Source organism: Acidovorax sp. SRI_002 (assembly GCF_057586455.1).
Genome location: NZ_JBYCZW010000002.1, coordinates 220,955 through 233,139, shown reverse-complemented (window position 1 = coordinate 233,139; position 12,185 = coordinate 220,955). Strand labels below are relative to the sequence as shown.

Below are 12,185 nucleotides of genomic sequence, written 5' to 3'. Positions count from 1 at the left end.
GCCGCGAAGATGTCGCCGTTCTGATGCTGCTGTTGGCCTTCGACACCGGGCGCGGCCTGGTCGGCGCCCAGATTTTGGTATCCACCGGACCCAGGGCGGGACGACCTGGGTCCGGTGCTGGCTTGCTACTTCCTTCGTCTCGATAAGTCACCACACGACACGCGGCAAGGTGCGGCCGTGATGGGGTGAATGTCTGTGAGGTCGGCGCACTCCGGTTTGTGTGACGGGTCTGTGGAGGGGAAGGGTCAACTGTAGGCTTGCTCTCTAACATCGTGAAGACCAATGCTCGACACTGGGAGCAGGCGCTCGATGCCGCCACCTGACGTGTTTGCGCTGGGCAGTAACGCGATGCCAAGGATGATTTCGTTGCATGCACCCATTGGCATCCAGGCCTGCAAAAACTAGGTAGATCGGAGTGTCAAAAAGGGCTTCTTCCATCGCCAGATCTGAAACCAATGCTGCATGCAGTAGATGTGCAGCGTGGCCTCCAGTGGACAGGGTGGGTGGCCGCTCTGACCCTCTGGGGAATATGGGGCAATGAGATCGACCAACGCAGCCCAGGGTGCCACCCAGTTCATCTGAGCTGGCAGTTCCTGCTTGCTGGTCTTCTAGATGCTCAGGCTCAGATCAAGGCGGCTTCGCCCATGGCATTTTTAGGACGCCATGGCTGACCTGGATCTATCTGCCAGACTGATCGCGAAGTTTGAAGGATTTCCTTGGTAGCCTTAGATATCAAGGTGCCCTTGCCCCATCTCGTATCTGTACCACCCTTCCGTTCTTCAGTCGGATCACCGACATAAAGTTGCCAGGGCCTCGGTAAAAAGTCCACTCATCCAAGTATTCGCATTGCTCTGAAATGTACTGCCTTGGCGCCTCGTGTGGGTGCATAGACAATGTCCAAACCGCCCGCGGTACACGGATGCAGACGATTTCCATGGTGAGCGGCTGACCGCACTTCAGGACAAGGCTGGCGCGCGATTCGCCAAAATCCACTAGACGACCTCCGCAGCCCAGGCCTTGAGCGTTGGATTGCTTGAACGGGATCAGGAAGCAGACAACGGCTACAGAGAGAATCGCTGCTCTACGCCAAATCCATGATGGGAGCAACATTGTCTGGTGTTTAGTTGGGATAGCAGCGAACTGAGGCATAGTGTTTGAGCACGATACAGATACATGCTCAATGACTGGGCATGCTGACTGAGTAATTGCGGTGTCTTTAGAGCGTTGACGAATACCAACTCGTGAAATTGAGGATTCCACCCTTCAGGGCGTTTTGAGTTGGGTGAGACCAATGGATGCGTAATCGCCTTTGAGGCGATAAATGCGTGAGGTACGACACCTCCGAACAAATCGTCCTCACCATGAAGTCCAATGCTCTTAGCCAGCTCCAGACCCACCACTGTTTCGCTTGGGATGAGATAGGTACGGGCGGGCCACAGCGCCTGGGGAAGTTCATCACTCACTCCGCAGCCTTTCATGTGCGCTATCCGGCGAGCTACTTCGGCCCGAGTCGCAATTTCGTGATGACTCGTATGTCCTGCCAACCCTCGTGTAAAGGGCATCACGACTTCCCGCGTTCCCCGGATGTCTTGTCGAGCGACCGGGAGGTGGCTTCGAGCAGCTTTCTCAAACATGAGAAATCTCCGCGATTAAAGGTCAGAAGCGAAAGGGGCATTTTGGGCTTCAAAGTTCACGATGCCATCGTATTTTTGGAGGGAAGCGCCTCGTGTAGGACGAGCGAGCAAAGAATGCGTGGCCAGTCGCTCCAGTGACGCGGGATATGCCCAGGGGCCGAACTTCAGCGGAGCCCATCAGCCACTTTTGGCCCTGGGCTGGGCGGTCTCCCCTGCGACGACCAGGCGATGTCGGTGTTCAGCGCGGACGATCTGATGGAGCACACCCGCAGGATCCGTTTCGTGGGCGAAAGCACGCACTTCCTCCGTCTTTTCATCCGGGATACCGTTCTTCTCTGCCATATGCACTACAAGCCGCATGAGCGCCGTAATTTCTCGTTCTGAGAGTAGATTCATCTGGAGGTCCAAATGGTGTCTACGTTCACTCTCCGCTGCTGCCATGTTCTGACTGATGAGAATCAAAACTGACAGAAAAATCGCTTCGAGCGACACTCCAAATAGCAGCAGGGTGTATGGAAAAGGATCGAACTTAACGATGAGCTCGTTGAACACTATCCAACCAATAAAAATGAAGGCGTTTAGAGCCAGAAAGCCCACCGTGCCGCATGCCTGAGTTACCTTCGCTACAGCCCGGTAAAGAAGCTGAGTGTTGTTCCTTCGAACGTCCTCGGCGCATAGGATGTTCTCGATATTTCGATAAGTGACTTGCGCAATGTGATCATTGACGTGGTCCACAGAATCTCCTTGAAAATTGGCCAACCCGAAGCCACCAGTTTTTTGAAGTCAAACGCCAGGGGATCCGAATGTCCCTTATAGATCGTTGGGAACTGCATCGTCGATAGACAGGAATGAGGTCGATGTAGGCGAAAGTCGTAGGCAAACGTGGGTGGCCAACAAGGCTCAATGTCCGTACTCCCGACAGTCCGGAGCAATGTGATCACTCCAGCTTTGAATCGGTGATGACCTACACGCTCGATTGAAAGATTCCTGCTCCCGGACGCTGGGTGCATGTCCTACGCTGATGTGACGTTCTGGCAATGGTGGAGGTCACTCCAATGAGAAAGCAAAGTGCAGCGCAAATACCCTCTTGTGAGAATTGCGAGCGCCGGGTTCTTGCGTTCACATACGAAAATTTTCTTGCCTTCACGCACGCGTGTGAGGCTCATACGCAAAGTACCCCAGAGGGCCGCATTGAACGCACCGCAAATCAGGTGACAACGCAACGGCGGCCAGCATTGTTATTTCGGTCCACGCGTTGAGGAGGCCTATATGTCGAAGACCCATCGCTCCGGTTCTGTACTTCTCAAACCCCGTCAACTGAAGCGAATGCGGCAGTGGGAAGCGTTGCAGCGTCCCCGGCGCGAAATGTTTCCGTACCCAGAGCCCGAGCCGCCACGGTGGAAACCGCTGGGATGATTTTTTAGCGCTACGGTGGAGGGGCAAGCCACACGGTCTAGTTGTATCGCTAAGCACTGATTGCCATGCACGCTCGGTGATCCCATTTATGCGCTTGAATGTCTCTTCCTCCACCAGTCCCTAGACGCATTTCGACTAAGTGCCTTTCAAGGAGTTGATATATGAGTTACGACAAAACTATTCACGACGGCGCGTTCATCAGATTGGGGGAGCCTTACGAGCTGCGCGGCTGGCCCCACTGTTGGATGGCAGTGGTGGCAGTCGTGCCCTCGGGCGGCGCAGTCAACAATTACCTTGTTTCCCAGTGAGCGGCGTCATGGCAGAAGACCGGGGCCAGGCACCCACATCTACCCGCACCATGTGGAAAGGGGCTATCAGCTTTGGCCTCGTACATATCCCGGTCGGGTTGTATTCGGCCACCGCGAGTTCGGGCGTTGATTTTGACTGGCTCGATAAACGCTCTATGCAGCCAGTAGGGTACAAGCGAATCAACAAGATCACTGGCAAGGACATCGCCAGCACCGACATCGTGAAGGGCGTGGAGTACGAGGAAGGACGCTACGTCGTTCTTTCACCCGAAGAGATCGCAGCTGCTTTTCCGAAAGTCACCCAGACCATCGAAATCGAAGCGTTTCTTGACGCTGATGAGATTCCGTTTGTGTATCTTGAGCGGCCTTACTACACCGCTCCACTCAAGCGGGGCGAGAAGGTCTACGCCTTGCTCCGCGAAGCGCTCCGCAAAAGTAACAAGGTAGGTGTGGCCAAGGTCGTCATCCAGTCCAAGCAGCACCTCGCCGTGCTCATACCTTGTGGTCGGGCGCTCATATTAAATCTCCTTCGCTGGGGCGGCGAAATTCGATCATTCGAGCAATTGAATCTGCCACCTTTGGACCCCAAGACCGCAGGTATCAAAGATGCTGAAATGGCTATGGCCGTGCAGCTTATCGATGACATGACACAGGCATGGGATGCGGACAGCTTCCGCAACTCCTTTGCTGACCAAATCAATGCGCTGGTGGAGAAGAAGGCCTCAGCCGGAGACATCGCCGATGTTGCGAAGGTGGAGAGCAGCCCGCCGGCATCTGCAGGCGCCGAGGTGTTGGATCTCACTTCGCTCCTGAAACGTAGCCTGGCGGGAAAGTCTTCCCAGTCGCCGGAGAAATCGCGCAGTCTGTCGACAGGCAAAGCCAAGGCATCCGTGACTCGGCTTCCGTCCACGCCCGCCAAGAAAGCTGCTGCCAAGAAGCCCCTTGCCAAAAATAAAAGCGCCCCGTCCGCCAAGCCCACAAAACCCGCCTCCAAAAAAACTGGCCGACGCGCCGCATAACGAACCATGGCTATGAAGGACGCTCTCGATGCGTATAAGAAGAAACGCAACTTCAGCATCACGCCAGAACCTGTAGAAGGTGGGGCCCCTGGTATTGAAGCGCTGCAGTTCGTCATTCAGAAGCACTGGGCGAGTCGCCTGCACTATGACCTGCGGCTGGAAATCGAGGGAACGATGAAGAGTTGGGCGGTTCCGAAAGGACCGAGCTTTGACCCGGCAGAAAAACGTATGGCGGTGCAGGTGGAAGACCATCCCATTTCGTACAACAGCTTTGAAGGCGAGATACCGCCCAAGCAGTACGGTGCAGGCCGAGTCATCATCTGGGACCGAGGCTATTGGGAGCCTCAGGGTGATCCCGCGGAGGGCTATCGCAACGGCAAGCTCAAGTTCAAGCTTCATGGACACAAGCTGCAGGGACACTGGACTTTGGTGCGCATGCACGGCCGTAGCGGCGAGCGCCAGCCCCCTTGGCTGCTCATTAAGGAGCGCGACGGACTGGAGCGTTCTGCACAGATTTTCAGCGTAGTAGACGAAATGCCGGACAGCGTGGCAGCCATCCCGCCGCCCTTGCCGCCTAAGAAGGGCGACACAGTGCCGCAGCAAGATAAACGATCAACAGGAAAACCCGTCCGAACTCGGCCCAGCGCCCCACCAAAGACCTCGAAAAAAGCCCCCGTAGTGCCCCTCCCCACCAAACTCTCTCCCGAGCTCGCCACACTGGTGGAGGGCCTTCCCGCAGATGCGGAAGAATGGATCTGGGAGCTGAAGTTTGACGGCTACCGTTTGATGGCGCGCGTTGAGGATGGCAAGGCGCGCCTGTACACCCGCAATGGCAACGACTGGACTGCTAAGTTGCCGCACCTTGCGCAGGCGGTTGCCAGCCTGCCGCTGAAATCAGGATGGATCGATGGCGAGGTATTGATGCCCGATGCACAGGGCATCCCGGATTTTCAGGCGCTGCAAAACGCTTTTGATGGCGAGTCTACGGACAAGCTGGTTTTCTACGTATTCGATTTGCCCTATGCGGACGGCGACGATCTGCGCAGTCTTTCGCTCATGGAACGCCGAGAGCAACTTGGCAAGGTTATTGGTGCGTCTTCCTCGGACCACATCCGCTTCAGCGAGGCTTTTGATGTCCAGCCCTCGGACTTAGTCTCTTCGGCTTGCCAACTGGGTTTTGAAGGCGTCATCGGCAAGCGAAAAGACAGTGCATACGTGTCGCGTCGCACCAAGGACTGGATCAAGCTCAAATGCAGCCATCGTCAGGAGTTTGTGATTGGCGGATACACCGATCCCCAGGGTTCCCGCTTCGGGTTTGGTTCATTGTTGCTGGGTGTGCATGACGATGATGGCACCTTGCGCTATGTGGGCAACGTGGGCACGGGCTTCAGTCAGCAACTGCTGACGGATTTGCATGCAAAACTGCAGAGGATCAAGGTATCGAAAAACCCGTTTGAGAACGCCAGGGCGGTCGACAAGAAGGCGCACTGGGTCACTCCCCGGCTTCTTGCAGAGGTGTCCTTTGCGGAGTGGACCCATGAGGGTCGCATTCGCCACGCGGTGTTCAGGGGCTTGCGTAGCGACAAAACCCCCAAGTTCATCCCGCAAGAAAAGCCCCAGCCACTCAGCAAGACCACCCCAGCAGCCGACTCGGCTGTGGGCAGCGTGCGCGTGTCCAATGCGGACCGCATCATCGATCCGTCCACCGGCATCACCAAGATGGACCTAGTGCGCTATTACGCCACCGTGGCACCGCTGTTAATGCCCCACCTCAAAGCACGGCCAACTTCACTGGTCCGCGCACCCGATGGGATAGACGGGGACCTGTTCTTCCAGAAACATTGGGATGTTGGGCGCGCAAAGGGGGTGAGCGGCGTGCGAGAGCTTGCGCAAGCGCTATACCCGTCTCACCCGCCCTTGCTAGAGGTGAGCAGCCTGGAGGGCTTGCTCTCAGCTGCGCAAATGAATACGGTGGAATTCCACACCTGGAATGCCCGCAAAGACAAGATAGACCGCCCCGACCGCATTACCTTTGACCTGGATCCCGGAGAAGGAGTGCTGTGGGAACATGTGCAGGAGGCCGCCACCTTGGTACGCGTGATGCTCACCGAATTAGGCTTGCCAGCGTTTCTCAAGACCAGTGGCGGCAAAGGTCTGCATATCATTGTGCCCATCAAGCGCTTGCACGACTGGGACACCGTCAAAGGCTTCAGCCATGAGGTCGTTCAACACCTGGCACGCACCATCCCGCAGCGGTTCGTAGCCAAGAGTGGCCCGAAAAATCGCGTGGGCAAGATTTTTGCGGACTATCTGCGCAATGGACTTGGCGCTACCACCGCCAGCGCCTGGACAGCCCGAGCCCGTCCTGGGATGGGGGTGTCGGTGCCAGTATCGTGGGAAGAGCTAGGCAGGGTCACCGGTGGTGCGCACTGGAACGTTCAATCTGTCGGGCGCAGACTGCGCACCGGTAACGGACCGTGGCGAGACTATGGCGGAGCTGCCGTCTCTTTGTCTGCGGCGATCAAGGCACTCGGTCGCCTCCCCTAAAGCAGATAGGGGTCGCCGAAAGGACGGAGCTTTCTCCATTCTCCGCCGGGTGAAGGAGACATCTCTGACTGAATACGTCCTACAACCAGGCGACAGCAATGAGAACAGACTGACCGATTACTTTCAGGAGAGCTCCATGGCCAGGCGCATTCCTGATAAGGCTGGCAACTGAAACCTCGGATGGCCCACAGGTGTTCATGCTATGACTTCCAGGACCACCATTCTTGACAGGGCTCACCAGCACTCTCTGAAGGCAAGCCCGACGGTTCTAGTATTGGTGGATTTCATCAACCCCATGCACTTTCCGGGCGCGGAGAGCTTGCTCAAGCGTGCGTTACCTGCTGCCAGGGCCACAGCACAGCTTAAAAAACGTTTGGCGTCCAAAGGTGTTGCCGCCATCTATGCCAATGACAACTACGGGATTTGGCATTCAGATTTCAAACAGCTGGTGACGGCCTGCCAAGCTCTGGCCGGGGCTCGTGGCGAGATTGCCACCTTGCTTGCCCCCCAACCGCGCGACCTAACAATTCTGAAGCCTCGCCATTCTGCATTTCACTCAACCCCGCTGGACCATCTTTTACACCAGCTGAAGGCACGCGAATTGATCGTAGTGGGCTTGGCTGCGGACATGTGTGTCCATCTGACGGCGATGGACGCCTACATGCATGGGTACAAAGTCTGGGTGCCGAGCGACTGCACCGCTGCGGAGAAAGACACCTCGAAAGCCGCAGCCCTGCGCCAGATGTCGCGTGTGTTGAAGTGTTCTATAAGAAGAGCCAGATAGTCGAGCTTCGTGCTCCATGGCTCCCCCCAGGCACGGTCCGCAAACTATCAGCGATAGCGATACCCTCGCTATTTACTGTCCAACGCTTTTTGTCGAGATTGCAACCATCGCAGGGACGATGCCATGGGGCATCTTCGGAGCCCGTGAGTCTCCGAATCCGCAGTCGTCATTCGACCCAAGAGTTCGCTTGTCCATGAGTGGAGTGGGGTAAACGATTTATTACATAGCGTTGCGGACAACTACATAAAAATTTCTCGCTTCCAGACGTTTTTCGAGGAGATGCCTGTGCCTTTCGAGTACCTGCGGGAGATCGCTCAAGCTCAGTTGCCGATCACCGTTGAAGATGAGGAGAGCATTGACAAGCTTCGGGTGTTGCGCGCTGCCGATCTGGTGTCCGTTTTGCTGCCACACCCGCTCTCCGGCATACACCATGCGCGCGTGCTAGCACTAACACCAAAGGGACGTGAGGCGCTCGCTAGAGAGCACGAACCTCTGCAGCCCTAGTATTGGGCGCGACAGTGGCAGTTTTCAGGGGCCCCTCGCAGCTCTTGCACATTGTGTCCCTGCAATCTGGGCTGCTGCCCTGCGCAGATGAACGCGGTTAAGTTTCACACCTGAAAGGTCGGTGAAGACAAAATTGACCGACCGACCGACCGCCTCACCGTTGACCTAGACCCAGGAGAAGCCGCTTTGGTACGGGTGATTCGTAAGGAACTGGGCTTGCCTAACGGCGTCAAGGGACTGCACATGGATGTCCATCAAGCGCCTGCAAAAGTGGTCCTCAAATGCGGGCGGGCAAGATTTTGCGGATTATCCGAGCAACAGCTGGGTACCACCGCCGCCAGTGCCTGAGCAGCCTGCGCTTGTACTGGGGATGGGCGTGCCTGACTTGAAACCGGCAGTTAGGACCGGGCTCAGATGTGAAGCGGGGCAAGGTGACCGAATTTCTTGATATCCGAGGGCTCGTTGCGTAGACTGACCGTGACGCACCCGCACTCTTGCGGAAGCGAGGAGAGGCAGTTGCAGATCGCATCCCTGAACATTGTGGCTGTTTCGGACAACCCGAGTGACGTCGAGTTAGTTGCGCAGCTTCTGCAGCGAGCGGCTCTGAATCCCGAGATCCGAGTTGTGGATTCCGAAAAGAGCTTGCGCTCTGCCCTGCAGGACCAGTTACCCGAATTAATCGTTTCGGATTTCAAGTTGCCTCAATTTAGTGGATTGGATGCCCTTCTAGTCGCCAGGGATGTTTGTCCCGATACACCCTTCATTTTGGTGTCAGAGGTCTTCGGTGAGGACCACGTCATCCATGCGCTCAAAAGCGGTGCGACCGACTACGTCCTGAAGCACGATCTTGCAAGGTTGGCCCCAGCTGTGCGTCGCGCGTTGGGGGATGCGCAGTCAGCGCTTGAGCAGCGGAGAACGCTGGAAGCATTGCGTCACAGTGAGTTGCGGTTCAGACTCGCAGCGTCCACGGGCGATGTGTGGGACTGGGACATCGAAACGGGGTTGGCCCAGATTTCGCCGCAGTGGAAGATGCGTTTGGGCTATAGCGAAGAAGATGTCGAGAACACCGCAGAGGGATGGCTTGCGCTTCTAGAACCCGCCGACCGAGTGCGAGTCCTCGCTGCATTCTCCGCACATATCAGGAACCATGTTCCCTATGACGTCGAATATAGAGCCTTGGCAAAGGATGGTAGCTATCGCTGGTCCCACGCCAAGGGACAGGCGGTCTGGAACGCACACGGACGCGCCACCTACATGGCAGGCTCAGTGGTTGATATCACTGAACGCAAGAACGCTGAAATTAAGGTCCAGCGGCTCAATAGGGTCTACGCTGTGCTCAGCGGAATCAACTCACTCATCGTACGAACCCAGAATCGGGAAGAACTTTTCCAGGAGGCCTGCAATATCGCTGTCCATGCAGGAGGCTTCAAGCTCGCATGGATCGGTCTTGTGGATAACGATTCGCAGCGCGTAGCCGCTGTGGCATGGTCCGGGGCGGGGGAGGACTATATCGAACACATCCCAATGGGAATGCGCGTCGAGCAGGAGAGCGAGTACGGAATAGTCGGGCAGAGCATCCGAAAAGGTTTCACAATCCTCGTCCAGAACACCGCCAAAGATGAGCGGATTGTGCTCAAACAGCAGGCGCTCGACCGTGGCTTCGCAAGTTTCGCCGTTCTGCCGCTCTCCATCGCGCAGCAATCCATTGGGGTATTGGTGCTGTATTCCGAAGAAACACACTTTTTCGATGACGAAGAAGTTCTTTTGCTGGAGGAGCTGGCAAACGACATTGCGTTTTCGCTGGATCATTTAGAGAAAGCGGAAGAGCTCAACTATCTTGCCTACTACGACGCACTCACCGGTTTGCCCAACAGGAGTCTGCTTCAAGATCGCATACGCCAGTTGACGCAGAACAACCCCGAGAGTTCTTCGAAGATGGCGTTGCTGTGGTTCAACGTAGACCGCTTCAGGAACGTCAATGACACGCTAGGAAGGCACGTGGGCGATGTACTGCTCAAGCTCGTGGCCTTGCGCCTTTCGGAGGTTGTTGGCCGTACAAACCAAATAGCCAGAATCGGTGCCGACCAGTTCGGGGGTGTTCTTACACACTGCGGGTCGCCTTCGGATGTCGCACATTTTTTGCGTGAAAAAGTACAGCCGCAAATCGACAAACCTTTTCTCGTCGAAGGTAAAGAGCTGTATCTGACTTTGCGCGCAGGAATCGCGATGTTTCCTGAGGATGGGCATGATGCGGATGTCTTGCTCACCAATGCAGAAGCCGCTTGCCGCGAGGCCAGCGCCAGCCAGGGTCGATACCAGTTCTATGCCACCTCGATGAACACTCGGGTGCGCAATCAGTTGAGCATCGAAAGCAAGCTGCACAAGGCGCTGAAGAGCGATCAATTCCTCTTGCACTATCAGCCGAAGGTTGGGTTGCATGATGGAAAGATTACGGGCATGGAGGCGCTAATCCGCTGGCAAGATCCCGAAGTCGGCCTGATACCCCCAGCACAGTTCGTTCCCATCTTGGAAGAAACCGGCATGATCGGTGAAGTGGGGCAATGGGTCATCGAACGGGCTCTTGCCGACCATGCGCAATGGTGCGCCCTGGGGCTCGTACCCCCACGAATCGCGGTCAACGTGTCGGCGGTCCAGATGAGGCGAGCAGATTTCGCGGATGCTGTTCGCAAGAAACTCCAAGCCTTCAATGCAAGCATTCTGGACATAGAAATCACGGAAAGCCTGTTCGTGGAGGACGTGGCATCGTGCGTGCAGTGTCTGAGGAAAATGCGCGAATTCGGTGTTCGCGTGGCGGTTGACGATTTTGGTACGGGCTATTCTTCGTTGGCCTACCTTAAGAAGCTGCCTATCGACTATTTGAAGGTCGATCAGAGCTTCGTCAAAGATGTTATTTACGACCCTGATGCTGCTGCAATTTGTATTGCCATCATTGATCTGGCCCACAATCTCAAGCTCAAAGTGATTGCCGAAGGGGTCGAGACAGAAGCCCAGATGAACTACCTGCGTCGCAAACACTGCGATGAGATACAAGGGTATTACTTCAGCAAGCCCTTATCCATGCAGGACATGGGACAGCTGCTTCATACCGGAGCTTGTATTCCGGTTCCGCGAGAGCCTGATGCTCCGGTGCGAAGAATTCTGGTGGTCGATGACGAGCCGGGCATTCTTTCAGCTCTAAGACGCGTACTGCGGCGGGATGGATATGAAATCCTGGCCGCTTCGAGTGCAAAAGAGGGCCTGAGAATCCTCGGTGATCACGATGTGCAGGTGATTTTGTCGGATCAGCGGATGCCAGAAATGTCCGGCACGGAGTTTTTGTCCCGCGTCCGTGATCTTTATCCAGAAACGATTCGGATCATCTTGTCAGGGTACACCGATCTTGAGTCTATTGCGGACGCGATCAATCGCGGATCCATCTACAAGTTCCTTACTAAACCCTGGGACGATGATTTGCTGCGCGAGAACATTCGTGAGGCATTCAATCATCATGACTCTTTCCGCAACAGAGCCATACCGCGATTAGATTCTCTTTAGCTGGGGCAGGTTGGGCTTGCTCGTACGCTCCAAGATGTTGGCGCCAACATCAAACGGACCATTGATGCCGATCCAGCGTTGACCTTTAGTAGCCTGCCGCAAGTAGAGTGATAGTGTGAGTTCCAAGTACACGAGGTCCGAGCGGAGGGCGCACGGATTGGCCAGACGCGCTAGCGACTACCGTGATGGGTTCTCCTGCGCTTACGCGACTGAGCTCCAAGATGTGGGGCCGGTTTCTTCAGGATGAGCTGAATGACTATTGTCGTCCGCAGCGAACGCTGTTTCGCAAAAACAAACTCTGAGGGCTATAGCTCCCAAAAAAGGAATCGATCAACTTCGGATCTGCTGCCCGGGATGCCCTTCGTGATCCCACAGCTTCCGGTGATCTAAGGCCCACAGCTTAGCCGCCCCCGGTGAG

At 55.9% G+C, this 12,185-nt stretch carries 9 protein-coding genes and 1 pseudogene; 6 read left to right on the top strand and 4 right to left on the bottom strand.

The features are described 5' to 3' along the window. Positions 1 to 306: 306 nt before the first annotated feature. The 4 genes and pseudogenes from AC2YJX_RS05925 to AC2YJX_RS05910 all read right to left on the bottom strand — a co-directional run. Positions 307 to 590, bottom strand: a pseudogene (locus AC2YJX_RS05925) (IS5/IS1182 family transposase); the annotation flags it as partial. 142 nt (positions 591 to 732) lie between these two features. After that, positions 733 to 1,110 carry a DUF2845 domain-containing protein gene (locus AC2YJX_RS05920; protein ID WP_487255520.1) on the bottom strand — a complete coding sequence of 126 codons (378 nt, stop codon included), beginning with the start codon at positions 1,108 to 1,110 and terminating at the stop codon, positions 733 to 735. Beyond that, on the bottom strand, positions 1,062 to 1,562 hold the full coding sequence (locus tag AC2YJX_RS05915) for a DUF3182 family protein (protein ID WP_487255753.1): 501 nt from the start codon (positions 1,560 to 1,562) through the stop codon (positions 1,062 to 1,064). The genes AC2YJX_RS05920 and AC2YJX_RS05915 overlap by 49 nt, the downstream gene beginning before the upstream one ends. A 249-nt stretch (positions 1,563 to 1,811) precedes the next feature. Next, a complete protein-coding gene (locus AC2YJX_RS05910; RefSeq protein ID WP_057228256.1) occupies positions 1,812 to 2,369 on the bottom strand; it encodes a DUF1003 domain-containing protein in 558 nt (185 codons plus the stop codon). 842 nt (positions 2,370 to 3,211) lie between these two features. Between AC2YJX_RS05910 and AC2YJX_RS05905 the strand changes: the two genes are divergently transcribed. The 6 genes from AC2YJX_RS05905 (at position 3,212) to AC2YJX_RS05880 (ending at position 11,767) form a co-directional block, all read left to right on the top strand. Next, positions 3,212 to 3,358: a hypothetical protein gene (locus AC2YJX_RS05905; RefSeq protein ID WP_158004173.1), complete on the top strand. Its 147-nt coding sequence runs from the start codon at positions 3,212 to 3,214 to the stop codon at positions 3,356 to 3,358. An 8-nt stretch (positions 3,359 to 3,366) separates the two neighbouring features. Then, positions 3,367 to 4,377: a non-homologous end joining protein Ku gene (gene ku / locus AC2YJX_RS05900; RefSeq protein ID WP_057228257.1), complete on the top strand. Its 1,011-nt coding sequence runs from the start codon at positions 3,367 to 3,369 to the stop codon at positions 4,375 to 4,377. Positions 4,378 to 4,383: 6 nt separating this feature from the next. After that, entirely contained in the window at positions 4,384 to 6,924 is a 2,541-nt protein-coding gene (ligD, locus tag AC2YJX_RS05895) for a DNA ligase D (RefSeq protein WP_057228259.1), read from the top strand. A gap of 202 nt (positions 6,925 to 7,126) precedes the next feature. Next, positions 7,127 to 7,708, top strand: a complete 582-nt coding sequence (locus tag AC2YJX_RS05890; protein ID WP_057228261.1) for a cysteine hydrolase family protein — start codon at positions 7,127 to 7,129, stop codon at positions 7,706 to 7,708. 279 nt (positions 7,709 to 7,987) lie between these two features. Continuing rightward, the gene (locus AC2YJX_RS05885) at positions 7,988 to 8,212 is read left to right on the top strand and encodes a hypothetical protein (protein ID WP_228896126.1); all 225 of its coding nucleotides are present in this window, start codon (positions 7,988 to 7,990) and stop codon (positions 8,210 to 8,212) included. A 516-nt stretch (positions 8,213 to 8,728) separates the two neighbouring features. Beyond that, complete coding sequence (locus AC2YJX_RS05880) at positions 8,729 to 11,767, top strand: EAL domain-containing protein (RefSeq protein WP_218299978.1); 3,039 nt, start codon at positions 8,729 to 8,731, stop codon at positions 11,765 to 11,767. Positions 11,768 to 12,185 lie beyond the last annotated feature (418 nt).

Coding starts and splice junctions, on each gene's coding strand:
- AC2YJX_RS05905 (WP_158004173.1), top strand. CDS start 3,212: ATGAGTTACGACAAAACTATTCACGACGGCGCGTTCATCAGATTGGGG.
- AC2YJX_RS05915 (WP_487255753.1), bottom strand. CDS start 1,562: ATGCCCTTTACACGAGGGTTGGCAGGACATACGAGTCATCACGAAATT.
- AC2YJX_RS05890 (WP_057228261.1), top strand. CDS start 7,127: ATGACTTCCAGGACCACCATTCTTGACAGGGCTCACCAGCACTCTCTG.
- ligD (WP_057228259.1), top strand. CDS start 4,384: ATGGCTATGAAGGACGCTCTCGATGCGTATAAGAAGAAACGCAACTTC.
- ku (WP_057228257.1), top strand. CDS start 3,367: ATGGCAGAAGACCGGGGCCAGGCACCCACATCTACCCGCACCATGTGG.
- AC2YJX_RS05920 (WP_487255520.1), bottom strand. CDS start 1,110: ATGTTGCTCCCATCATGGATTTGGCGTAGAGCAGCGATTCTCTCTGTA.
- AC2YJX_RS05885 (WP_228896126.1), top strand. CDS start 7,988: ATGCCTGTGCCTTTCGAGTACCTGCGGGAGATCGCTCAAGCTCAGTTG.